This window comes from Paenibacillus sp. FSL P2-0136 (genome assembly GCF_037975325.1).
GTDB classification, from domain to species: Bacteria; Bacillota; Bacilli; order Paenibacillales; family Paenibacillaceae; genus Paenibacillus_AQ; species Paenibacillus_AQ silagei.
Genome location: NZ_CP150244.1, coordinates 6,660,805 through 6,686,981, shown reverse-complemented (window position 1 = coordinate 6,686,981; position 26,177 = coordinate 6,660,805). Strand labels below are relative to the sequence as shown.

Genomic DNA, 26,177 nt, shown 5'->3' with positions numbered 1-26,177 from the left:
AGGAAATTTACTGAAAAAATCCGTGGTATCGCCTAAAAACAGTATTGGAATTTGTTTTTGGTTCAGCGTATAATTCAATGCGGTAGAGAAATGGAGGTCGACTTTTCACATGTTAATCATATACATCGCCGGATTCGTTGTGTGCATGGGGCTTGCACTGCTTTTGACGCCGTTCGTGAAGAAATTCGCCATTAAGATCGGTGCGACAGATGTGCCAAATGCCCGGAAAGTGCATACGAAGATCATGCCCCGCCTTGGCGGACTCGGCATATTTCTGGCGTTTGTGTTAGGCCTGCTTGCCGTATTACCGATTATTCCGTATGACTTCACTCCCCGGGAGGCTAATTTCATTAAAGCGCTGCTATGCGGCGGAGGACTGATTGTGTTGATCGGCGGTCTGGATGACCGTTTTGAGCTATCAGCCAAAGTGAAGCTGCTGGGCCAGATTGCTGCTGCCTGTATTGTAGTTTTCGGGTTTGGCATCACGGTAGATTTCGTAAATATTCCTTTTCATAATAGCTATTCTTCCTTAGAGAGCTGGATTGCCATCCCTCTGACGATCTTCTGGATTGTCGGCGTCACGAACGCCGTGAACCTGATCGATGGGCTGGACGGGCTTGCAGCAGGCGTATCCGGTATTGCCATTGCTACGATTGCTGTCATGGCTTTCCTGATGGGGAACACCATGGTTGCCCTGCTCTGTCTGCTGCTTCTGGGCAGCATACTGGGATTCCTGTTCTTCAACTTCCATCCCGCCAAAATCTTCATGGGAGATACGGGCTCGCTGTTCCTGGGCTTCTGCCTGGCACTGCTTGCACTCCTCGGCTTCAAACAGATTGCGGTGGTTTCATTCATCACACCACTCCTGATTATCGGAGTTCCGTTATCTGATACGTTCTTCGCCATCGTCCGGCGCAAGCTGCAGAAGAAGCCGATCTTCGCTCCGGACAAAGGCCATCTCCATCACTGTCTGCGCGAGCTCGGCTTCAGCCACCGCCAGACGGTACTGATCATCTACGGCATTGCCGCATTCTTCGGTATCCTGGCAGTCATCCAGACCTCCGCTTCGCTCTACGAAGCCAACTGGGTTACCTTCGTAGTCATCTGCGTCATGCTCTTCTTCCTGCAGATCGGCGCAGAGATCACCGGCGTCATCAGCAAGACCAAGCGCCCGGTGATTGATTTGTTTTTGAGAATGCGGATGAAGGTTGATCCTGAACGAAGCTCCAAATCCTAGATTCATGATTAGCAATTTATAAAATACAAATCGCAGTGAGCACCTAACCTTACTCCAGTGGAGTAAGGTTTTTTATTTTTTTGCTAATTATTAGTCAATATCTGTCCGATAAAAATATAGAGTTGGTTAAGACGCGGAATGCTGCACAGGCCGACAATAAACCAAAAAGCAGTAGGAGGTTTCTTACGTGAAGAAAAGTTTGAAGGCGATAGGCGGAATGTTCTTAGCGATAGTGATGATGATATCCACACTTTCCTCAGCGGGTGCTGTTTATGCAGCGGACCCTGCAACAGGACAATACTTTCAGTTTACCAAGTTCAGTACAGATAAGGGTGCTCCAACTTCAGTGAATACCAGTACCGTTGACGTAGAAGGTACGTTTAATGGAGTGTCTGCTGACAGCATCTACTATCAAGTAGACGGAATTGTCAACGGGAATGTAGTACCTGGAGCAAGTGGTGCCGATGTTAAGCCGATTATTGAGAACGAGAAATTTTTCCGTTTTCCTAGTGTGAAGCTGAGCCAAGGCCTCAACCGGATCACAGTTTACGGTACCACGGCTACAGGAAGCTTAGCCAGTGGGGAAGCCTATGTTAATTTCTCCAACGTTCCTGCCATTTATAATATTGCTTTACCGGATGGTACATTGCTAAGTGAGAATACACCTACAATGGTTAATACAGCAGGATTAACTTTGACTCTGGAAGCTCCGAATGCCACAGAAGTTATGGTTAATAATTCCAAAATGTTTAACGGTGGTAGCAGTACTTTCGTTATTGCTGACATACCGTTAACTGCGGGTCTTAATAAGCTGACCTTCGTTGCAACCACAGATTCAGGTACGCGTACTTATGCGGTTACGCGTGAAGTGGTATATGCGCCTATTGATAAGGGGACTCCGAACCAGACGAAGATCGGATCTTACAAGATAGATGAGGGGAATATCGTAACAAATGCAGGCTCAGATACCCAAATTAAGGGTAAGCTTTCCGGTTCGATTACCTATCGTGTATCCGATGATACCAGCAAACCGCCGCTGTCGAATATGACCGTCACTGTTCGTAATACGACTACGGGCAGCGATGTACTAGCTAGCGGTGCTACCACAATTGATTCTACGGTTAAAAACGGGGAATATATAACGTTCCATTATACTACTACAGCTGATGTAACACTCTCTGCCAATGGCTTGTACACTATCACCTTTACAACTACCAATGGTACGTATAACGGTATGGGCATAAATCCATTGCAATTCACCTACCGGGATGCCAATGACCCTTCTATTACAGGGGTTGAACAGTTATACAGCGCAAAGGCGAGTGGGAGTTCTGTTAGTTATTCCTCATCCGGCGTGTTTACCGGCAATTCCAATTTGTTTGAGTTGCCTTTGTGGTTAATGATCAAGACAAGCGAAACTACAAGTGCTCCAGGAAATCTGGTCATTAGCTCATATCAGAATGGTAAAAAGGTATCAGATGGTCTGTTTGTCACAGATACAAACTCTATGAAGACGGCAGACGGCTACAGAGTGTTCAAGATTAATGGACTGCCAACTGGCGAGCAGACATTGCAGATTGACTTGAAGAAGGACAACTCTGCCAACAGTCCTGTCATTGATACTAAGGTGCTCCCAGTTAATTATGTGTCTGCTCCATTTATTGAGCTTACGAATATTTATAACAATCAGGTGTTTAAATATGAAGGTGAATTCACATCCATCAAGGGGCGGTTTGTAAATTTCCCGGCAGGTGATCTTAGCTCTGTCAAGGCAACTATTAATGGAACTTCGATTAAACCAACTCTCGACAGTACTTCTCCTCAAGAGTTCAGCGTAGATACTTCTGGTATCTCTCTGGTGGCCGGACCAAACAAAATTACGATTGCGGGTATCGCAAATGGAGTTCCTGTCTCGACGAACCTCACTGTGTATCTATTTCCGAATAATACACCAAATATTGATGGCGTCGTTCCTTATCCAGTAGGTCAGATCTCGGATCCGAATGGGGTGTTTATTAAGAATTCAAATCTTAATTACACGACAAACGAATCTGCGGCGGATATTCACTTTGTAGTGAATAACGCCACTCAGGTTGTCATAATGAAAGACGGTAAGCAATATGCTGTTGCAGATTATAGTGGACCTTCCGGGACTAGTGCAGGTGTATGGAGCACAGCTTCAAGTTATCTCACGACACCTGCTAACAAGGACGGAGAATTCGTGATTAAAGCTCAAGAGCTACCTACGACCGGGCTGCAGACCTTTGTCATTACAGCCAGAGTAGGAACAGTGGCAATCACGCAGACTTTGCAAATTACCCGTGAGGTTCCTCCTTATAGAATTTTGTCACCAAAGCTTCCGAATGAAAGCATCATCAAACAGAACTTTATTGATGTGAGTATTCAGGCTGAAGGGGCTACAAGCATTGTAATTGGTAAAGAACCGATGATTAAAGGGGCGAAGGACATCTTCCGTCTCGAATTGAAAGGTCTGAAAAAAGGAAAAAACACGGTTAAGTTCACCGTCACGACAGGCACGACGAAATCGAACGGAACGTTTGATGTAACCTACTCAGATGAGATCCTGCAAGGAGCACAGCTAAAAACGACTCTTAACTCATCTGGCAAGCTGACAGCCTTCCAGAATGCAGTTAGTCTCGTTTTCCCAAAAGGAACAATGCTGCGGGATGCAACGCCGACACCAGGGTCAAGTAATACCCGGCAGATCAATCTGTTCAATGAACAATATATCCTGCTTGGTATTGCTGATAAGCAAGATGGACGTACCGTGAAGCAGTATAATCCGGTAGGTGAATATGATGGAACGAGTTATCAGGACGGCAAGCTGGTTGAGGTTCCTGCCAGCGGCTTGGCTACTGCTTATATGACCCCAAAACTTCATTACGGATATGCTTCGAACTTGTATTGGATTGACCCGGGATACTTTGTTTCCGCGACGTCCATTAATGATTATTCAACTGTAGTTGCTTCTCATCCATATAAGAAGGGGAACGAATCCTTCCTCGGACATATGGGCAGATGGATGGAGCCTACACAGCAAGGGAAGATTACACTGAAATATGATCCGACAATCGTTAATGCCGCAACCTCTAATATCTCTGTTTGGAAGAATGTTGACGGCACCTGGTATAACATGGGCGGTGTGGTCAACACAGGGAGCAAGACGATTACGGCCACCTTCGACGGCTTTGGTTATTACACTGTAATGAGCTTACGCTACAGTTATGATGATATTGTCTCCCACACCTATGCGCGCAGCGAGCTGGAGACTATTTTATCCAGAGGGATTATGAATGCGAAGGATGCTAATGAGTTTGGCGTGTATGAGAATGTTACGCGTGGGGAATTTGCTACCATGCTCGTTAAGATTATGGGTATTCAGCTTGATTACGAGCCAAACAATCTGACTTTCTCAGATGTGGTTAAATACAGTGATTATCACTGGGATTATCGTTATATAGAAACAGCGGTCCGCAAAGGGATTATCCGCGGAACAGCACCGAGAATTTTCTCTCCTAACCGCACCTTATCCAGAGAGGATGCAGCGGTGATGATCGCTCGTGCAATGAGCTTGAAGCTTGGAAACAATGCCACCGATCTGGCGGCCCTGCAGAAGCTGTTTACGGATACGGGATCAATTGTGTCGGTATACTCAGCTCCTTCTATCCTTGCAGCCTACAAAGCCGGTGTAATTTCTGGAATTGAAAACAAGCTGGTGGCTGGACAAAAGAAGGCAACATTCCGTTTCGATCCGCAAGCCAACTTTACGAGGGCGGATGCAGCAGTAATGGCACAGCGTATTATGGCTAAGATGAAGAGGTTGTAAAAAAAATATATATATGAAGTAAAAATAAGCCTCTGACTCCCTGTTTACGGGAAAGAGGCTTATCTTTTACAATTTCCATATACAAATCTTTGAATTGTGTGTTACTTTGCGTTACAATGACCTAAGAAGCTGTAAGCACAAACATTTAATGCAAGAAGGAGAAAGCTATCGATGAAACCGATTTTATCAAAAGCACAATTGGATTACACGAAAGCAAAGAATATGTTTGAGAATAGAGCAAAGGTTATGGAAAAGGAAATTGCAGCGAAGCGGGCACTGCAGGAGATCACTCAGGAAGTAATGGAAGAGCTTGTTCAAGCAACTGGCTTCCATGATGCTTATAATGAACTTGTTATTGCTGAGAATGCTTTGATCGATTGGTCCCATAGCACCATCAAGCATGAGAAGACCTACCGTGAGAACCGCGCAGCGATTGATGCCATGTATGAGAATGTAAATGCAAGCCCTGAGAAGCGCCAGGAGTTAATACAGCTATCGATGAAGATTCGATAGCCCTGGATATACTGAGTTGAAGGTAAGGCTGCTGAGTTGATCTCAGTAGCCTTTCTTTATGTCAATCATTATCCGGGAACGTGTTAACCCTGCTGCAATGTGGGTATATACTTATTAGCTCGAATGTTGGTCAACAAAAAAATCACATTTAGTATACAATATTTGTTTATGAACTTAGCAAATATTGTTTAATGACGTTTGGAATGCCTCTATGCTATACTGATTCCCGTAGCCACCCAACATTAACAATAGTTAGTAGAACATACATATTGTATCTTCTAGAGTATCGGGGCAGGGATACAGCAGGGCAGAAAAAGTTTTTTTAACCAAAGCGCAACTTTTTTGAAACTATTGCGTTTAAGGTGTAGAGTCACTTGCACAAGGCAATTGCGGAATGCCCTCAAGGCACTGTTCATTGCTAAATGGAAAAATTAGCTTTACGTGACTAGAGGCACATTGTATAATACTTAGGTAGAATTAGGAATCTAGTATTACTATGCCTTGAAGCTGTTTACAAGTTTCTGTGATACCCGTCACAGACATTATTTATACTTAATCTGCTCAACTCGGGAAAGGGGGTGCTCGACAAATGAGTGATATGAGCTACACAACTAAAGAAAAATCCCAGTTTATGAATGTCCAAGGAGGAGAAAAAAAGGTTATGAAGAAAATTTTATCCGTAGCATTATCTACAGCAATGGCATTCTCGATGTTTGCCTCTGTAGCATTTGGTGAAACAGCAAAGGTAACTCCACAACAAGCATTTGATGCTTTAGCAGCAAAGGGTGTTGTTAATGGGTTCCCTGATGGTAAGGCTCATCTTGATAAAGATTTGACTCGCGGAGAATTCGCTAAGATCGTTACTAAATTGTTCGGTCTTACTGAAGTAACTGGCAAGTTGTCTTACAACGATAAAGGTTACAACGCTAAAAACTGGGCTGTTCCTTACATCGAAGCAGTTACTGCAGCAGGATTGATGCAGGGTCAAGATACTGTTAAAGGTATCTTCAACTACAACGGTAAAGTAACAGTTGAAGAAGTAGCTAAAGTATTGGCTATCGCTCTTAAGCTGGAACAACCAACTACAACTGATAACAGTGCATCTGTATGGGCTAAGGGCTATGCGCAAGCAGTTATCAACGCTGGTCTGGTAGAGAAAACTGCCAACTTCAAAGCTAACGCTCTTCGTTCTTTGGTAGTTGAAACAGCTTACTATGCTGACCAAATCGGTAAAGTTCCTACATTGACTGTAACTACTGCTGAAGCATTAAGCCCAACCAAAGTAGTTGTAACTTTCTCTGACAAGACAACTGCAAACGTTGAATTGACAACTGCTCTGGTAGCAGGCGTTGAAACAACAATCAACTTCAAACACCTTGAAAAGGACTACACTGCAAAAGTAACTCTGCAGGCTCCTAAGGTAGTTTCTGCTACAGCACCAAACGCTAAGCAAGTTGTGATTAAATTCAACCGTGCTATCGATATTGATACACTGGCTGAATCCAGCAAAGTTATCGATGGTGTTGTAAAGGTTACTAAGGTTGGAAGCGAAACTGATGAAGTTGCTAATGCATATGTAACTTTGAGCGCTGATAACACAGAAGCTACTATTACTCTTCCTGGTGTTAAAGCACTTAAAGGTAACTACACAGTTGTAGTAAGCGATGCTGTTAAAACTACAGCTGGTGAAGCTATCCCAGCATTCACAAGTTTGCTGCCTGTAGCTGATACAGTTGCACCAACTGTAGCTTCAATTACTTCTTCCGCTAAACAGACTACTAAAGATGTTTATGTAACCTTCAGCGAACCGGTTAAAACTACTGGTATCGTAGCTTACGTAAATGGTTCTGCTGCTTCCACTACTGTTCAGAATGATACTTACACTGAATTCAAACTGAGCGGAGTAACATTGGAAAGTGGTAAATCTTATGACGTATCCCTGCTTAATGTAACTGACTTTGCAGGTAATGTTGCTACTCCAAACCCAATTAAAACAACTGTAACTGTCGTTTCCGATGTTGCTGCTCCTGTGATCAAGAGCGTAACTCCTGTAAGTGATAAGTTCGTTGAAGTTGAGTTTGATAAGAATGTTGACCGTGCGTCTTTGGTTGGTAATGTACGTCTCCTGAATGCCGTTGGTGAAAGCCAAGGTACCTTCAGCGTAATTACCACTGAAAATGGCAAAAAGTTCACTCTGCAGAGCCCATTGACTAGCTTCCCATCCACCGGTACTTTCACTGGTAGCGTAGTGTTTGGAGCGACAGTTAAGGATACATTGGGTAATACTCTGGGAACTGCTTCGAGTCAAGCAATCACATTCACTAAGGATACTGTTGCTCCAACTGTTACTGGTATCACTTATACTACTTCTGGCTCTGTTAAAGGTATTAGATTGACATTCTCAGAAGATGTTGTGAATAGTGGCGTTGGTTCTGTAGTGCTGATCAATAACAAAACTGGTCAATCTACTTCGATTGCTAACACTACAAGCGGTAGCGGCAAAACGTTTATCTTGACTGGTGTTAATGTAGAAGCTGGTGAATACACTGTACGCCTGCCAGAAGGACTCTTCAAGGATAAATCCTTCTCTGCTAATAAACTTGCGGCAACTGTGCTTACAGTGACTATTGGTTCTGCTGCTACTGATAGCGAATCTCCAGTATTGTTTAATAACGGAATTCAATTCAATGACAGTCAAAAAGTATCCGCAACAAGCAATGTTTATGGTGATGCTACTATCACTGTCGACATCAAAGATGCAAGCGGCTTGAATGTTGCTTCTGTGATGGATGTTAACAGCTATACTCTGGATGACAAGGCTCTTCCTTCAGGTAGCTATGTAACTATTCAGACTCTCACAGAAGGTGGGGTTGTGACAAGCAGCTCTTCCAGTCCGAAATTTGCTCGTGCAACAATTCATATCCCAAGTTCTTCTATCACTGAAACAAAAACTGACTACAAGTTCATCGTTAATGGTGTTACTGATACTTCTGGTAACCCGATTGTAGCAGCTAGCAAACCTGGTAAATTGACTAGCAGAACTAGTCCGCTCCTTACTTCGGCAGTAGTGTCCAGCGGCAACTCTTATGAGCTGATCCTTGGATTCTCTAAAGAAGTTACAGTTCTGAACAAACAAGATCTGCAATTCTATATCAATAATGATGTTGCTGCTGCCAACGTTATCAATCAAGATTACTACACAGTAACTAAGATTGTTAACGGATCTGACAAAGGCAAATGGTCTGTTACTTTCTCCAAGAAAATTGTTGATTCAAGTGCAGCTGTAGATACTCAGCTGGATCTGAACTCCAACGAAGTTAACAGAATCATCGTTAAGGTTGCTGGAACAACAACTGCTAGAGATGGTGATGGTAACATCCTCACTGATAGCACTGAAATTTCCGCTAAGTAATCTCCGATTAACGAAGCAAAGAATAGCCTCTTCGGAGGCTATTCTTTTTTTATAGCCATTTATCCCACCATAAGGAGGAATCAACTTTGAAGACCGCTTGGAAAGTTACGATGTCAGCAGTGTTGCTGGCGGGTGGCCTGTGGGCAGGCTCCATGCTTAACTTAACGGCTGAAGGTGCCGGTGTCGGTTCACAGCCAGGCACGGCAGAGGACCCGGTGGTTACTAAGAGCTATGTGGACCAACAGATTCAGAAGGCTTTGCAAGGTGGAACAATTAGTCCACCTACTCAGACTCCGGCTGCTACTGCGACTAATGCACCGGCTGCAACCACATCACCAACGAAAGCTCCGGCAACGGGTCCAGGTGATACAGGCACTGCCAGCGAAATCGTTGATGTGAAACCTGGACAAACCCTGATTGCCGGGGCGGGTGCAGAATTTATTGTTCGCGCCGGCAAAGCGGTTATTTATTCCCAAGATGCTAATGGAGTAGCTGACTTGACGGATGGTGTCGATTTGGCGAATGGTGTAGCTGCGCCTACGAATCATCTGTTATCTTTCCCCCGGGATGGCCGTGGAATTGCTGTACAGGACGGTCAAACGATGAAAATCGTTGTTATGGTCCGTGGAGCATATACTCTGAAATAAGCTGCAACCCATTTAAGTTACACTACAATTTACATTTTCTTTCTATATAAAGATTGCCCTATTTTGGACCTCCATATACACCGGAACTCATTCCCACAGTTGACAAACATTAAGCCGACTCAGGCCTTTGGGATTCGTACACAATACCACCTGTAATCTTAAAAAAAATTCGCAGGAGGTGCTGTAACATGGCACGTACAAATCGCACTGTGGTACCAGAGAGCCGGGCAATGCTGAAACAAATGCAATATGAAATTGCTTCTGAATTCGGATTATATGGAGCTTCGTACGGCGGAGGAATGGATACGGAATTTGCTTCTGAGCTGGGGACGATTGGCGGAGCAAGTGTTTCTGGAGGTACTCCATATCTGGGACATCTAAGCTCCAGAGATAATGGATCTGTTGGTGGGGAAATCACAAAGAGGTTGATCAAACAGGCGGAGCAGTCTCTTTTCGCATAACTGGCTTCAATTGACAGCCACCGGTAAATAAGATAATATGACCTTTGAGGAAGGCCGTAGACCTTTTCCATCCGGAAAAGGTTCATTTTTTGAATAAAACAGGCATTGGCCATTATTATTCTACTACTTATATTTGGCCTGTTATCTACTAGGGAGCCCCCTTGAATACAGTGTCAGATCAACAATATGGGAGGTTGTTGTATATGTCGATCAAAGGGCGTCATCTGTTTACTTCTGAGTCCGTAACGGAGGGACACCCCGATAAAATCTGTGATCAGATATCCGACGCGGTACTAGATGCATTTCTTGCTAACGATCCTAATGCCCGTGTAGCTTGTGAGGTAGCTGTAGCAACAGGTCTTGTGCTTGTCATCGGGGAAATTAGCACTAAATCTGAATATGTGGATATTCCGGCAATCGTACGTAATACTATTAAGGAAATTGGCTATACCCGCGCGAAGTTTGGCTTTGATTATAATACTTGTGCTGTCCTTAGCTCCTTGAACGAGCAATCGGCAGACATTGCCCAGGGTGTAAATGCTGCTCTTGAGCATCGGGACCCTGCGTCATTAGCTGAAGAGACTGCTAACATTGGTGCCGGGGACCAAGGTCTGATGTTCGGGTTCGCTACGAATGAGACACCTGAGCTTATGCCGCTTCCGATTGCCCTGTCTCACCGGATTGCCCGGCGTCTGGCGGAAGTCCGTAAAGATGGAACTTTGAAATATCTGCGCCCGGATGGCAAAACCCAGGTTACGATTGAGTACCAGGGCGACAAGCCGGTGCGTGTGGATACTATCGTTGTATCTACCCAGCATGCAGAAGAAATTACCCTTGAGCAAATTCAGGCAGACATCAAAGAGCATGTCATTCTTCCGGTTGTTCCGGCTGAACTATTGGATGAAGCCACTAAATATTTCATAAATCCTACTGGCCGTTTCGTTATTGGTGGTCCTCAAGGAGATGCCGGTCTGACTGGTCGTAAGATCATTGTGGATACATATGGCGGTTATGCCCGTCACGGCGGCGGAGCCTTCTCCGGTAAAGATCCGACCAAAGTGGACCGTTCTGCAGCCTATGCGGCTCGTTATGTAGCGAAGAATCTGGTCGCTGCCGGCCTTGCTGACAAGTGCGAGATTCAATTGGCGTATGCTATAGGTGTTGCTACCCCTGTATCGATCAATGTGGATACATATGGAACGGGCAAGATCAGTGAGGAGAAGCTGGTTCAACTGATCAGCGATAACTTTGATCTTCGTCCGGCAGGAATCATCTCGATGCTGGATCTGCGTAAGCCTATCTATAGACAGACAGCAGCTTATGGACATTTTGGCCGTACCGATGTGGACCTTCCGTGGGAACGCGTGGATAAGGCGGATTTGTTAAAGGCCCAGTCTGGAATCTAAGAAATTAAGAATAAATATGCCCATACAGAAGCCCTCATGAAGAGGGTGATGTGTGGGCATTTTTTTGTGAAAAGAGCAAGCCGATGTGCCCTCAGCCGTCATCTTCTAAACTTTGGAAGCCCTTTAGCCGAAATATAACAGTATACAAATACAAGAAGTGCTGGAAGGGCTGAAAGGGGTTTTTTAAGAATGAGAAAGAAATTAAGAATAGGAACGGCAATTATCATTGCAGGCAATCTGCTGCTTGGTCTGGGCAGTCCGGCTATCGGTATACATACATCAGCGGTATACGCCGCTTCGGAATTCGGAATCAGCATTTCTCCTGCGAACGGGTCTGCTTTTGTAAATGTCGGGGCTTCGCTGGGGCTTGGCTTTGACCGCCAGGTGATCCCGCAAGCCGGGAAAATCACCATTACAGATGTAAATGCCGAAACGGTATTTACGGAAATTGCAGTCGGGAGTGCAGGACTAATCGGAAACTCGTCAAGCTACGAGATCAAGCTAGGCGCCAGCCTTAAATTTGCTCCCTACAAAACCTATAGCGTAAGTGTGCCTAAGGGGCTGTTTAAGGATAGTGCAGGCAATGAATCTGCCGCAACAAGCTGGAAGTTCACGACAGCCCCGGAGGTAAATCCGGCGATTACAGCAAGCAGCATGTCTCCTGCCATCAATTCCAGAGTAGAGGCAGGTAGCTTAACGGAGCTGAGTATTCGCTTATCTGGAGTCCTTACAGCCGGAGGAGGCAGCGTCAGGCTGCTCTCGTCAGCGGATAACGCGGTTATACAAGAGTTTGCGATCAGAGATGGAGAACCTGGGGTAGCATTCCAGAGTGCAGATTCCTCGACAACGGTGACGTTGACACTGGCTAATAAGCTTCCATCCGGCGGGAATTATTATGTCCTTATCGACGCTTATGCATTCAAGGATGCTAATAATACAACCTATCAGGGGATAGCAAGCGGCAGCGGCTGGAGCTTCTCCACGGTCGGCACGGGTACTATCTCTGCATCTACGGCTCCAGCCAATGCATCTTTTGGCGCATCGGTTAGTGGAGCCCTTAAGCTATACTTCGACCGCCCGATGAGTCCGGCCTCTGGAGTAATCTCGGTCTCTCCAGGTGCAGGGGACCCTAGAACAAGATGGCTGAATGTCAATTCAACGAATGTTACCGGTGGGGGAAGCTCGACAATAACTCTGTTGCCAGCCTCCGCAGCTTCACCGCTATTGAGCGGTACACTATATACAGTGACTATACCGCAGGGAGCTTTTTATGATCAGGATGGTCATATCTTTCCGGCTTCAGGACCGTACTCCTGGACGTTCACGACGGCATCACTGACAAGTCTGTCTGTAGCCGCGTTATCACCAGCAGACCGCAGTGAGTCGGTAGATATCTCCAAAACAATAGCGGTTAATTTCAACCAGGAAGTTGTCTACAATAGCACAGTCGCGAACGGAGTTGTTCTGTACAAAAGCAATGGATCTAAAGTGAATGCGGCAGTTCAGCAAGGCTCCTCTGCTAAAGAATTCATCATTAAGCCGTCCGCAGCGCTGGAATCAGATACGATCTATTATATCGACATCGCCAAAGGAGCTTTCACAGATGCCGCAGACCCCAGTGTGCAGTATGAGGGATTAAGCGGTACCAAGTCTTGGAGCTTCCGCACTGTAGCCATAGATAAGACTCCGCCATCGCTGACGAGCGCAGTGCTAGAGAACAACCGGACGATCCGCCTGAGGTATAATGAGACGCTTAATGCTTCAGTGGCTCTGCTGGCTTCCAGCTTCGGGGTAACCGTCAATGAGGAAAGCCGGAATATTGAAAGTGCCTATATTCAAGGAGACAGTGTATTTGTAGTGATTAGCACAGGTATCGCTGTAGGCCAGAATGTAAAAATCAGCTATACCGGCGGCGTGCGGACGATTCAGGATACGAGCGGGAATGCTGCGCCTACCTTTTCTGGACAGCAGATCACTAATACTATAGAATCGGCGCTCCCTACGCCCAAAGAAGGCAGAATTACTGGCAGAACAGTGACACTGACCTTCAATGATACGCTCAAAACGGTCTCTCCTTATGCGTATGATCAGTTTGTGGTAACAACTGATGGATATTCGCTTGGGGTGAATTCAATCAGCTCCAGCGGCAACACCCTTTATTTAACAGTGGGTTCCGAGGTGGGCAATTCGGAGTCGGTCCGGGTATCCTACTACGCCGGTTCGTATCCGCTGGTTAGCTCTCTGGGGCAGAATATTGCAAACTTCGCTGAGTTTAACATCCGCAATAGTAAGGATAATGTGCCGCCGGTGTTCCAGAATGCGACGGGCGGAGGAAAGAAAATTACAATGAATTACAATGAGGGATTATCTGACAGTAACCTTCCGATGAACAGCCAGTTCTCGGTCCTGGTGGGAGGTAGCCCGAATTACGTCACAAATGTTGCAGTACGTGGAAGCAGTGTGACATTAACACTTCAAAATAACATGGTAGCAGGTCAGACTGTAACAGTCTCCTATGTACCCGGTGTAAAAGGCTTAACTGATCTTAACGGCAACCGGGCTGTTTATGTGGACTTGAAGCCGGTTGATCTGAGCGATATCACCGTATCGGAGATCAGCAGCGCAACAGTGAACGGTAATGAGCTGACGGTAACTTTTGTCCAAAGTATGCTGACTTCTTCTGCACTGAGCACTTCGCAGTTTGCAGTCAGATTGAATAGTACCACTACCCTGGTTCAGAGTTATACCCTAACAGGCAACGTCCTCAAACTAATGCTGGCTGATTATGCGGGTAGCGGGCAGACAGTTGACTTATCCTATACTACGGGGACATCCTTCATTAAGGATCTTAACGGAAATGCACTCGCTTCGTTCTCGCAGCTTCCGGTGAAGAACCTTACTGGAGGTGTGGCGGCTGCTGTACCAACAGATGCGAACCGTCCAGCTTATCTGGGGACCTTGGAGGCAAGCGAGTTTGGAGACGCGCTCCCGCTACTGAAGAGTGATTCCGCCGTAATCGCAGCAGACCGCTCAATTTACAGTCAGGATGTGAAAAGATACAGTCTTAATGCAGATAAGCTGGCAGCCAGTTATATGTATTTAAACGCACAGGGCACGGCTTCACTAGTGTTTGAGGTGCCTTCCACCGAATTGGCAGCCTATGTTACTGTACCTCTACAGCCACTCGTGGATGCGTTCAACCGCAACAAGGCTTCGTCATTTGGTATTCGTTATGGGGATCAGATCTATAGTGTTGATCTCGGTAAAATAGACCTCAACGGAATCGTAGCCAGTCTAAATACAACCGGCAGTAATATTTCTCTTATCTATCGCATAGAGAAAATGCCTTCTGAGGCGTTTGCTCCATTCGTCCAAAGACTTCAGACACAGGGGCTAACCAGTATAACCCCTTTGGCTGATCTTCGGCTGGCTGCATCTGTGACAGGTAATTACGCTAATGAGACTGCGCTTAGCTTACCAGGGAAGTACATGATCCGGACAACAAGTTCAAATAGCAGTGAGCAGACTTCTGTAGCACGACTAGATCAATCCTATTACGATGCAGCTTATCTGCCTACAACTAGTATTACTAAAGGGACTTACAAAGTAATGCGTGCATTGACCAGCGGAAATCAGATCGTTGGAGCATTTTCCTCCACGCGCTCTTTTGCAGACATGGCTACTCACTGGAGTAACACGGCTGTTGCTGAACTGGCAGCCAAGAATATCATCGACAACAGCTATGGCAGCCAATACAAGCCGGATCAAGCCATCACCCGGGGTGAGTTTGCAGTAATGCTAAGCAGAGGGCTAGGTCTGCTAGGGGATAGCGTGACAGCGCAGCGCTTCTCAGATGTGCAGTCATCCAGTCAAACGGGCAATTATATCGGCGCCGCAGCCAAAGCCGGCATCATCAATGGCAATACGGACGGGACCTACCGTGCGGAGGATAAAATTACCCGTGAGCAGATGGCGATTATGATGGTGAGGGCGCTTGAGTATACGGGGCAGCCTGTAACGCTAAGTGCATCTGTAATGGATACGCTTAGCCCGTTCAAGGACCGGGCGAGGATTCTAAGCCAGAGTATCGAATTTGTAGCCAAGGCAGTCAAGGCGGGGATTATTCAGGGAGTCAGCACCACGCAATTCCAGCCGCAGGGTAATGCTACCCGAGGGCAGGCTGCGGTCATGCTGCAGCGGATGCTGAAGACAGCAGGCTATTTGTAAGAGCAAGGGAATTGTATAGTTAAGCAGAGCATCCGGTCTATGGGCCGGGTGCTTTTTTGGCATACCTGGACAGCTCCAGCGTGACTCCGCTCATCCGGTAAAACCTGCTAGTTCTCTCCAATTTTCGCAACTTTTCGAGCTGAATTCAGTCTATTAAAGGTATAGTCTATTACTATGAACTGATATCCAGGTCTTGATAGCGAGGTAGAAGAGTACAAATAGATGGGAGAGTTACACTGAAATGAATGAGCTTTTCATGGGGAAAAAGAGTACTGAGTCAACACGGGGAAATCAATGGTCGCCTGCTAAAAAATGGATTGCTGCATCCCTGGCGGGTGTAATCTGGATCATGCCGGTTGTCGGGAGTGAAGGTGCAGGATGGCTGGGCGCAAGCACTGCGCCGGTAGCACAAGCAGCAGCGTCCTTCTCGGCGACGAAACTGAGTGAAGAGGTTATCACTTCCGGTGCGATGATGATGAAATATAAGTTTACCACGGTGCGTTCAGGTAAGAGTGCCACAGGACTGGCCAGCGTCATTCGTGTCGATCTGAATAATCCTTATGTCTCTCTGGATGTCATGACCGGCAAAGGCGGGAATCTGACGACACGGCAGAGCACAGGGGGCATGGCGGCGGAGACAGGCGCGGTCGCGGCGGTGAACGGGGATTACTTCAATACCGGCGGAGAAGGTGCACCGATTGGCGGCCAGGTGTCGGGCGGTGTGCTCGTGTCCACTCCTTCACAGCTAAACGGAATGTATGCTTTTGCAGTAACCAAGGACCGTAAACCTATCATTGATGAATATACGTTTGAAGGGATGCTGACCGCAGAGGATGGCTCCCAGTTCCCGCTGTCCGGCATCAACAAAGGGGCCTACAATCCCGAAGGCGGCAGCTCGACTTACAGTCATGCTAATGCAGCTTATATCTACACGGATGCGTGGACAGCGCTGGAGCGGCCTAAGGGCAGTTCTACTACACCGACAGAGGTGCTGGTAGAGAATGATACGATTACCCAGATCTCGCTGGATTCGGCTCTGCCGGTGACCGTACCCAAAGGCGCTTATATTCTGCGGACGCACGGGCTGGCTGCCGAGTTCGTCAAGGCACATCTGGTTGTAGGACAAAAGATAAACAGTACCTATCTGCTCCGTTCCAAAACCACCCAGCAGGAGCTCGATCCTTCAACGCTGCAGATGATGATCGGGGGGCATACGATTCTGGTCAATAACGGCAAGGCGTCGTCGTTCTCCCGTTCTACAAGCAGCATTGGCGGGTACCGGGCGCGTACAGCGCTGGGCTATTCCCAGGATGGCAGGTACGTATATGTCATTGCAGCTGAGAAGAACAGCAATAGTGTGGGTCTGTCGCTGACAGAGCTGCAATCCTTCATGACGAATATCGGGGTGTGGAAAGGGATTAATCTGGACGGAGGGGGCTCTACAACGATGGTAGACCGCCCGCTGGCTGAAACCTCGACTACACTTACCTTCAATACCGAATACGGCAAGGAGCAGCGCACAATCGTTAACGGCGTAGGGGTATATACTTCTGCTCCGCAAGGTGAAGTGAAGGGAATCAAGATCAGCGGCAACTCGGTACTGTTAATCGGACAAAAGGCCACATACTCCCTAAAGGGGTATGATACGTACTACAATCCGGTGGATGTAGCGGCAGCTAATCCGGCCTGGACCGCAAGCGGCGGCAGTGTGACTGTGAATGCGGGCGAAGCCACGGCCGTCAAGCCGGGAACCGTCAAGCTGAAGGCGACCAGCGGAACAGCGAGTGCGGAGACCGAGGTCACCGTTCTGGGCGGAGAAGACCTGTCCAGCCTGATTGCAGGTACAGCAACTGCACCGCTGCAAGCAGGAGCCACTGTATCGGTTCCGGTTAGCGCGGTGTCGAAGAGCGGGGCAACGCTAGCTGTTCCGGCAACCGCACTGAAGTGGGAGTTTATCGGCTTCAAAGGAAGTGTGGGGGACGGCAAGCTTAAAGTGGAGGCAGTCGATCCCGGCGTAACTACCGGATATGCGATTGCCCGCTATGACGGCTTCAGCACGGCGGTTGTCTTGTCTACTGCAGCTGCTACGGCGTGGGAGGATTTCGAGAATGCCAATTATCCGTTCGCGTTCACAACCAATGCGGCAGGCGTCACTGGAACAGCAGCAGTAGTTGCGGGCAGCGCAGAGCGTGCAGGCTCGAAGGTCTTATCGCTTAGCTACGATATGAGTGCAGGCACCGGCAAAATGTACGCATACGCCCAGTTCAACGGTACAAAGGGCAAGGATATTCCGGCGGCGGCAACCTCCATGTCAGTCGATGTGATGGGAGACATGAGCCTGAACTGGATGCGTGCCGAGCTGACAGATGCCAGCGGAAAGACGGCCTATATTGATTTGGCGAAAGTTATTGACTGGAACGGCTGGAAGACGCTTAATATCGATCTGTCCGGCTCAGGGATTAAATTCCCAGCTTCCCTTAAGAGACTTTACGTGGTAAATGTAGAAGAAGGCCAGGATGAACGGGCCAAGACAGGGACAGTGGCCTTTGATAATATTTCCTTCGTGATGCCATCTCTCTCCAGTGAGGCGGGACTGCCCAAAGGGACGGCGGCGATGAGCATTGGCGGCAAGGCGATGACGGTTAACGGCACCAAGCGGCCGATTGATGTTGCGCCGATCGTGAAGGACGGCAGTACGTATGTGCCGATAAAATATGTTCTGGACGCGTTCGGCGGCAATGCGGTCTGGGATGCGAAGACTAAGAAGATTATGGTCCTTCGGGGCTCTAAGGCGCTGGATCTGACCGTGAATAAGAAGGAGTTCGTACTGAACGGGAAGCGGCAGAGTGCTGAAGTAGCACCGATGATTCTGAATGCCAGGACTTTAGTACCGCTTCGACTCGTGACAGAACAGCTCGGACTCACTGTAAAATGGGAACAGAACACTAAGACCGTAACTATCGAATCGTGATATGTTAGTATAAAGGAAAGCCTTTAATACGATTCGATAGAAATGGGGCAAGCATCCGTGGAATTTCAAGCCGATGCGATAGATCGGGTGATTAAAAACACCATCGACGTGATGGAGAGCAGCAAGTATCAGATATTCGAAATATTGCAGGTGGCACGGGATGAGCTTGCTGCACTCAACAAAGAACTGCAGCGGGTCATGGAAGAAACGGATGAAACATTGCAAAAGGTAGACAAGCTGGAGCAGCAGTACCACCGCTCCCGGATCCGGCTGACAGAGGTCAGCCGGGATTTTGTCCGCTACACGGAGAAGGATATCCGGATTGCCTATGAGAAGGCGACAGAGCTGCAGCTGGAGCTGATGATGACCAGGGAGAGGGAGGCTTATCTGCGGAGCAGACGCGATGAACTGCAAATGCGGGTTCGCAGTGTCGAAAATTCTGTAGAACGTGCCGAATCGATTGGTTCGCAAATGAGCGTTGTCCTGGAATATCTGTCCGGAGAACTAGGTCAAGTGACGCGAATTGTCGAATCTGCGAAGAACCGCCAGATGATTGGACTCAAAATAATCCTGGCTCAGGAAGAGGAACGGAAAAGAATTGCCCGGGAAATTCATGACGGTCCTGCTCAAATGCTGGCGAATCTAGTCCTAAGGACGGAAATTGTAGAAAGAATGCTGGTAAAGCAGGAATTTGGGCTGGTACAAGCCGAAGTAATAGACTTAAAGGGTCAGGTAAGATACAGCCTGGAAGAAATGCGCAAGGTGATTTTCAACCTGCGTCCGATGGCGCTTGATGATTTGGGACTGATTCCGACTCTGCGGAAGTATGTGCATGATTATGAGGAGAAGACGAAGATCCGCACCTCTTTTGAAACCAGGGGGAAGGAGCACCGTTTGTCCTCGGCGATGGAAGCGGCGGTATACCGGCTGGTGCAGGAGGCTCTGTCCAATGCGGCGAAGCATGCTTATCCGAGCTACGTACTGGTAGAGATTACTTATCAGGCTCAATTGATCAAGATTGTTGTGAAAGACAATGGCTTAGGCTTCAATGTGAAAAAAATCAGTGAACAAGCCAACCGGGAAAGCTTCGGTCTGGTGGGTATGCGCGAACGCGTGGAATTGCTGGAGGGAAGAATGGAAATACAATCAGCCGAGAACCAGGGCACAACAATCGTAATTCACATTCCGACGAATGTGGAAAAGGGAAAGGAGTAATGTGATGGAGAACCAAAACTCTGGCAAAGCGCCCATTAAAGTTCTTTTGGCCGATGATCATCAATTGTTTCGTGAAGGGCTTAAACGTATTTTGAATATGGAGGATGACATCGAGGTCATTGGCGAATGCGGGGACGGCATCCAGGTGCTTGAATTCTGCAACGGCAATAAGCCGGATATCGTGCTGATGGATATCAATATGCCGATTGAGAACGGCGTGGAGGCTACGCAAAAGCTCCGTGAAATGTTCCCGGATGTCAAAGTGATTATCCTCTCGATTCATGATGATGAAAGCTATGTGTTTGAGACGCTGCGCAAGGGGGCGAACGGGTATCTGCTGAAGGATATGGAGGCCGAGTCGCTGATTAATGCGATCCGCTCTGTATGCGAGGGACATGCTTTTATCCATCCGAAGGTGACCGGCAAGCTGATTAATCAGCTGCGGCGCATGACGTACCTTAACGAGACTGGCGCTATGGCCGAGACGGCCGTGAAGGAAGCCGGTGTCAAATTCGTTGCAGGCGATAACAATCCGCTGACCCGCCGCGAGGCAGAGGTATTGCGGTTGATGGCGGAGGGCAAGAGTAACAAGATGATTGGGGAGTACCTGTTTATCAGTGAGAAGACGGTCAAAAACCATGTCAGCAGTATTCTGCAAAAGATGGAAGTGGACGACCGTACGCAGGCTGTAATTAATTCTATCAAATACGGCTGGGTAACTTTATAGCTTCCCTCATAAACTTTTAACTGAGCGTTTTGGAGAATCCTAATGATCCTTATAAACGGTACATAACTTGTATGCAGCCGAGAGCTGCAGCCATAGTATTGTTTCAGTCCGCACTCTATTCGAATTTTGCAAAATGCTAACTTAAATATGTACCCTAAGTTGAACTGGCGGGTGGGCTCCCGCGCTAATGGGCTGTCACCGTCCTTTTATCACCGGCATATAGTGTGGGTATAAGAGGGAGGTGCATCTTCATGATCGCCCAGTTAATCTGGATTATCTCTATTTATGCATCCGCAGCAGCCCTTGTTCAACTCCTGCATCATCGGGAAGAGACCCGGGCAGCAGCACGGACTGGTAAGCGGCTTCACTATATTCTGATTACCCGTAATCATGAGGCCGTGGTGGAGTGGTATCTCAGGGTTTTTGCAGTGTATGCTTGCTGGATCGGCAGGCCCCTGCAGGTCACCTTGGTGGATGACGGTTCAGAAGACAGGACCATGGCGGTAGCCTCACGGATGGCTTATCATAACTCTTCTATTGAATTTGCACCTGCGGTGCCGTTCTTCGGCCTCGCGGACAGGGCAGAACTCCGTCAGGGGGTTACGGTAGACCTGCGGGTGCAGGAGCCGCTGCTGCCGCTGCGGATGATGCGGTTGCCGGGAAGCGGGAAATCCCCATCCAAGCCCGGCGAATGACAGCTAAATATGTAAGTTACGGGTGAAGCACACTCTCCAGGAATGGGGCGGTGTGCTTTTTGGCGTGCTCTAAAAGATAAGGAGGCGTTGGGGTTGAAGGTGGCGGTGTATGTGGTGGCGCAGGGCGGACAGTGGCAGGCCCGGATTTCATTGAATCTGGCGGTGGATGAATTATGGTGGGCGGGTGAGGCGGAGGGGCTGGGAGGGTGGGGAGGGCGCTGGGTAGTAGGGGGAGGTCAAGTGGCAAACGGGGAAAGCCAAGCGGCGGAACGAAAAGGTCAGCGGGCAGACCAGAGAAGTCAAACGGCGGACCGGAAAGGTCAGCGGGTAGCTCGGGAAAGCCAAGCGGCGGACCGGAAAGGTCAGCGGGTAGACCAGAGAAGCCAACCGGCAGACCGGGTTGTGGTGCTCTCCCGGTCACTGCCGCTGGGCTGGGCGGTGAAGCTGGCAGCAGCCTGCAAGTTCACGGACCAGATGCAGCGCTGGGATGAGTCAGCCTGGAGGAAGTACGCCGCTGCTCTCTTGAAGGCAGAGATCCGGGCGGAGCAGGCTGCCGGAGGTGGACGGGAAGCGGGCTGGCCTTTCGAGGAGATTCAGGTGTATAAGCTGCCGGAGGACAGGGGATGGAGCGAGGATGAGGGGAGAGTGGTTGGAGGATGGAACGGGGGGCGTAAGGCAGGGGTCAGTGAGTGGAGGGATAGAGAGGGATTTGAATGGGGGGATGAGCCGGGGAGCGAGTGGGAGAGTGGGAGGGACAGCGGCGGGGAGAAGGAGTGGGAGAATGAACGGGTTATCGAGCGGGGAAGTAGGAGGGAGAGCTGGCGAGGGAACGAACAGGTGAACTTACGGGGGCATGAGCTGGAGGTGCTTGCAGCGGGAGCAAACCGCCTGGTTACGGCGTTGGATGGGCGTTCGCTGCTTCAGGGTGAAGCAGAGGCGCTGGTGGCCGAGCAGCTCCCGGAGCTGGCGGAGAATTGGCGGGCTACGGCGCAGCTCGCCTATCTCCAGGGACGGCTGCGGCTGGAAGCCGCCGTCCAGGGCACTGGCGCCGCGCGGCTAGGCCTGCGCCGTCGCGAAGTGCCGCGCTGCCTGCGCTGCGGCAGCGTACCCACGGGCCGCACGGCCTGCGCCGCGTGCGGCCTTGCCGGCTGCGCCTATTGCGAGGCCTGCCTCGCACTGGGGCGCAGCCGGGCTTGCGCGCTGCTGCTGCGCAGCGCACCGCTGCCGGCCGTGCGCTGCACGGCCGGCGTGTCCCCCACCGTAGCAGCACGCCGGTGGGGGCTTAGCGCAGCGCAGGCGGCTGCCGCCGCCGCTGCGCTGGGGTTCCTGGCGGAGCCGCGCAGGCGCTCCGCCGCAAGAGGCCCAGAGCGATTCCTGCTCTGGGCAGTGACGGGCGCGGGGAAGACGGAGATGGTCTTCCCGCTCCTGGAGGCGGCGCTCGCGGCCGGGGGCCGGGCGCTGATCGCCACGCCGCGGCGCGACGTCGTGCTGGAGCTTGCGCCGCGCCTGGCCAGAGCCTTCCCGGCGGATGTCCCTGCCGTGCTGTACGGAGGCAGCGAGGACCGCTTGCGCCGCAGCCGGATCACGCTGGCGACCACGCACCAGCTGCTGCGGTTTCACCAGGCCTTCGATCTGGTCATCATCGATGAGATCGATGCGTTTCCCTATCACAACGATCCCATGCTGGATTATGCCGCAAGGCAGGTGTGCAAGCCCGGCGGACGATTCATCCTACTCTCCGCCACACCGCCTGCGGAGCTTCAGCGTCTTGCCCGCTCCGGCAGATTGCCGCATGCGAGGGTCCCGGTCCGTTTTCACGGCCACCCCTTGCCGGTTCCGCGTCATATCCGGATGCCGCCGCTTTATCGCTGCCTGAAGCAGGGCAGAATCCCGGCAGGACTGCGTTCAGCACTGCAGCGGTCCCTTGACCGTAAGGCGCAGATTTTCCTCTTCGTCTCCCGGATTGTCCATATTGAGGGACTGCTGCAGCTTCTGCGGCGGATGTTTCCCGAAATTTCTATAGAGGGAACCTCCTCTCAAGATCCGGGCAGGGCAGAGAAGGTGCTTAAGTTCCGGGATGGCACCATTTCCCTGCTGGTAACGACCACGATTTTGGAGCGTGGGGTCACGGTACCGCATAGTGATGTATTTATTCTGGATGCGGACAGCGGACTATTCGATGAGGCAGCCTTAGTGCAGATGGCGGGCCGGGCGGGACGCTCCAAGGATGATCCGGCGGGCAACGTCATTTTCGCTTCAACAGAGTGGAGCCGCTCGCAGCGCGCCGCCATATCACAGATCCGCAGTATGAATGCTATCGCCCGCAGACAAGGATATCTCAAGTCTTAATGATTTTGTGAGGATTCCTTGGAAATAGCTGTGAATGCCCGGCTCCCCTCATTTTGAATGCTATACATGCTGAACTTTGATCTCCACACACCCTATTTTACAAGGAGGATTACCATGCGCTCCCTGTCATCATGGATGAAGCAAGCCCGCTCCCTAATCGCGCCTTCGCAGCCGGAATGTCTGTTTTGCGGCCGCAGAGGCCGCCCTTCCCCTGAATGGCCTGAGATCTGCCTGCACTGCCAGAGCAGCATTCCATGGATTCGCGTTCCCCGGTGCCAGACTTGCGGAAGACATGTGGGTTGTCCCGATTGCAGCCGCAGCCATGGACCTATACCGATCCGGTGCAACCGGAGTGCAGTAGCCTACACCAGTGAAATGCGTGAAATATTAGGCCAGTATAAATACAGAGGGAATGAGCGGCTCGCACCCCTGCTCGGTCTGATGCTGGACAGGGCATACGCGCTGCTGCAACAAGAACAGAGTGTACAACAACTGAATGAAGCGCTACAAAGCAACTTTTTTAGTAAACCATTCCCGATATGGCATTCAAAGCTTCGTATGCGTTCTAACCTATGGCAAGCCGATTTGCTGGTCCCTGTGCCTGTGAGCGCTGTCCGTTTGTCGGAACGGGGCTTCAATCAGGCGGAGCGGCTGGCGGAAGTAGTATCCCTGCGCAGAGGAATCCCTCAGCTCCCGCTGCTGGTTCGCACCCATCACACTGCCAAGCAGAGCTTCAAAAGCAGAAGGGAGCGGCTGGCCGATATGAAGCATGCTTTTGCCGGTAATACAGATTCGGCGGTTCTGCAAAGTCTGAATGAATATCATCATTCCCGTGCGACGCATCAGCTTGAGCAGCGCCCCCTGCAAATCATCATTGTCGATGATATCTACACTACCGGAAGTACGATTCGTGCCTGCGCCGAAGCGCTTCAGCAGCTCTGCCGCAGCCTGAATTGCACCGCCGAGATATACTCTCTGACCTGGGCCCGTTCCTAGCAGCTTCCGCCGCTCTGGAATTCAATAAAACCGCTTCCCTGACCGATACTAAACATAGACGGATCTTCGGCGATCATGTAATCTTAGTAGCATAAGCGATTCATGAGTTGTGCAGAATGATAGAAGGGAGCCGCGGTAGATATGAATGTAGACAATTGTCCGAGATGCGGCCGGTTATATGTCAAGAACCTGATGAACCTGTGCCAGCCCTGCATCAAAGAGTTAGAGCATGAGTATGAAATCTGTGTAGAATATTTGCGTAAAAATAGAGGCACCAACATACAGGAACTGTCCGATGCCACCGATATTTCCATCAAGGAAATCACGCGTTTTATCCGGGAGGGCCGGATTTCCATAGCCAATGCACCCAATATGATGTACCCTTGCGAGGTATGCGGAACCCTGATCCGGGACGGGCATATGTGCGACAGCTGCCGCAGCCGTCTGACCAAGGACCTTGCCAATGCAGCCAAGGAAAGTGCAGACTCGAGCGCTTCCAAGAAGGCTCCAGATGGCGCTTACCGCGCGGTAGACAAGTTCCGCAACTAAACAATTCTGCAAAAAAACGCTTGCAGCTATAAAGAATGTTTCAACAGGGGCCGATAAACTTAGTAAAGATTATCGGCTTTTTTATTACAGAAGGAAGGTGAAGTTATGAAAATTAACGATGCCGGACGAATCAATGCGATTAATCCATACCAACGAAGTGCGGAATCGCAAAGGCAGGAACAGATGAAGAAGAGTACACGCAAGGATGAGGTATCGATTTCGGATGAGGCCATTAAGCTGCTCCAGGCACAGAAGAGCGGCAAGATTGACACGGAACGTGCGAATAAGATCGAGAGCCTGAAACAGCAAGTATCCGCAGGTACCTACCAGGTTGACTCAGCCAAGCTCGCTGAGACACTCGCCCCCTACTTTAAGCAATCCTCCGAGAATTAGGTGAACACACCCATGGCACTTACAACATTATTAGAATTGCTTGAGCGGCTGGACGAGGCGCATGTGCAGATGCTGGATCTGGCCGCAGTGAAGAAACAGACCATTATGGACAACAAGGTAGAGGGTCTCATTGATATCCTGAACCGCGAGTCCAAGCTGATGAAGGTGATCGGACAGCTGGAAGAACGGCGTGCAGAAGCGGCCTTCGAGTTTTTGCAGGGGGTTGGAATCCGTTCCAATCTGAATCTGAATCTTACCGAGCTGTCCCGCCTTGTCTTTGATCCCGATGACAAATCACGCCTGCTGCAGATTCAGCAGAAGCTTTCCGGCACATTGCAGCAATTAAAAAAGGCCAATGAGCTGAACCAGAAGCTGATTGAGCAGTCGCTTACCTTTATAGATTATTCCCTGGATTTGCTGGTCGGAAGACCAAATCAGGAAATGACATACCATCATCCGTCCGACAAGGGCAGCAGTGTGACTCGGCCGGGTATTTTTGATGCCCGTGGATAATCAGGTTATCCGCTGAGCT

General features: G+C 49.4%; 17 protein-coding genes. All 17 read left to right on the top strand.

Features of this window, described 5'->3' with window-relative positions; all coding sequences use genetic code 11:
* The first annotated feature begins 109 nt into the window (after positions 1-109).
* The 17 genes from NYE26_RS28510 (at position 110) to NYE26_RS28430 (ending at position 26,158) form a co-directional block, all read left to right on the top strand.
* Positions 110-1,237, top strand: coding sequence for an MraY family glycosyltransferase (locus tag NYE26_RS28510; RefSeq protein WP_076084500.1), 1,128 nt, complete (start codon positions 110-112; stop codon positions 1,235-1,237).
* A 187-nt stretch (positions 1,238-1,424) separates the two neighbouring features.
* Positions 1,425-5,084 carry an S-layer homology domain-containing protein gene (locus NYE26_RS28505; RefSeq protein ID WP_339251855.1) on the top strand — a complete coding sequence of 1,220 codons (3,660 nt, stop codon included), beginning with the start codon at positions 1,425-1,427 and terminating at the stop codon, positions 5,082-5,084.
* Between the two features lie 171 nt (positions 5,085-5,255).
* Positions 5,256-5,597, top strand: coding sequence for a hypothetical protein (locus NYE26_RS28500; RefSeq protein ID WP_036721689.1), 342 nt, complete (start codon positions 5,256-5,258; stop codon positions 5,595-5,597).
* Positions 5,598-6,186: 589 nt separating this feature from the next.
* Positions 6,187-9,009 carry a hypothetical protein gene (locus NYE26_RS28495; RefSeq protein WP_339251853.1) on the top strand — a complete coding sequence of 941 codons (2,823 nt, stop codon included), beginning with the start codon at positions 6,187-6,189 and terminating at the stop codon, positions 9,007-9,009.
* 86 nt (positions 9,010-9,095) lie between these two features.
* Positions 9,096-9,656 (top strand): hypothetical protein, encoded by a 561-nt coding sequence (locus NYE26_RS28490; RefSeq protein ID WP_339251851.1) that lies wholly within the window; start codon positions 9,096-9,098, stop codon positions 9,654-9,656.
* A 188-nt stretch (positions 9,657-9,844) separates the two neighbouring features.
* Positions 9,845-10,117, top strand: a complete 273-nt coding sequence (locus NYE26_RS28485; protein ID WP_209868427.1) for an alpha/beta-type small acid-soluble spore protein — start codon at positions 9,845-9,847, stop codon at positions 10,115-10,117.
* A gap of 203 nt (positions 10,118-10,320) precedes the next feature.
* Positions 10,321-11,523 carry a methionine adenosyltransferase gene (gene metK, locus NYE26_RS28480; RefSeq protein WP_076084485.1) on the top strand — a complete coding sequence of 401 codons (1,203 nt, stop codon included), beginning with the start codon at positions 10,321-10,323 and terminating at the stop codon, positions 11,521-11,523.
* A 189-nt stretch (positions 11,524-11,712) separates the two neighbouring features.
* Complete coding sequence (locus NYE26_RS28475) at positions 11,713-15,750, top strand: Ig-like domain-containing protein (protein WP_339251847.1); 4,038 nt, start codon at positions 11,713-11,715, stop codon at positions 15,748-15,750.
* A gap of 256 nt (positions 15,751-16,006) precedes the next feature.
* A complete protein-coding gene (locus tag NYE26_RS28470) occupies positions 16,007-18,721 on the top strand; it encodes a stalk domain-containing protein (protein WP_339257645.1) in 2,715 nt (904 codons plus the stop codon).
* 57 nt (positions 18,722-18,778) lie between these two features.
* Positions 18,779-19,936: a sensor histidine kinase gene (locus tag NYE26_RS28465; protein WP_036721752.1), complete on the top strand. Its 1,158-nt coding sequence runs from the start codon at positions 18,779-18,781 to the stop codon at positions 19,934-19,936.
* A gap of 4 nt (positions 19,937-19,940) precedes the next feature.
* Positions 19,941-20,663 (top strand): response regulator transcription factor, encoded by a 723-nt coding sequence (locus NYE26_RS28460; RefSeq protein WP_036699238.1) that lies wholly within the window; start codon positions 19,941-19,943, stop codon positions 20,661-20,663.
* Positions 20,664-20,914: 251 nt separating this feature from the next.
* The gene (locus NYE26_RS28455) at positions 20,915-21,358 is read left to right on the top strand and encodes a hypothetical protein (protein ID WP_339251845.1); all 444 of its coding nucleotides are present in this window, start codon (positions 20,915-20,917) and stop codon (positions 21,356-21,358) included.
* A gap of 93 nt (positions 21,359-21,451) precedes the next feature.
* On the top strand, positions 21,452-23,707 hold the full coding sequence (locus NYE26_RS28450) for a helicase-related protein (protein ID WP_339251843.1): 2,256 nt from the start codon (positions 21,452-21,454) through the stop codon (positions 23,705-23,707).
* A gap of 114 nt (positions 23,708-23,821) precedes the next feature.
* Entirely contained in the window at positions 23,822-24,703 is an 882-nt protein-coding gene (locus tag NYE26_RS28445) for a ComF family protein (protein ID WP_339251841.1), read from the top strand.
* A gap of 141 nt (positions 24,704-24,844) precedes the next feature.
* Positions 24,845-25,252 carry a TIGR03826 family flagellar region protein gene (locus tag NYE26_RS28440; protein WP_036694666.1) on the top strand — a complete coding sequence of 136 codons (408 nt, stop codon included), beginning with the start codon at positions 24,845-24,847 and terminating at the stop codon, positions 25,250-25,252.
* A gap of 105 nt (positions 25,253-25,357) precedes the next feature.
* Positions 25,358-25,645, top strand: a complete 288-nt coding sequence (flgM, locus tag NYE26_RS28435) for a flagellar biosynthesis anti-sigma factor FlgM (RefSeq protein ID WP_339251839.1) — start codon at positions 25,358-25,360, stop codon at positions 25,643-25,645.
* A gap of 12 nt (positions 25,646-25,657) precedes the next feature.
* Positions 25,658-26,158: a flagellar protein FlgN gene (locus NYE26_RS28430; protein WP_339251837.1), complete on the top strand. Its 501-nt coding sequence runs from the start codon at positions 25,658-25,660 to the stop codon at positions 26,156-26,158.
* Positions 26,159-26,177 lie beyond the last annotated feature (19 nt).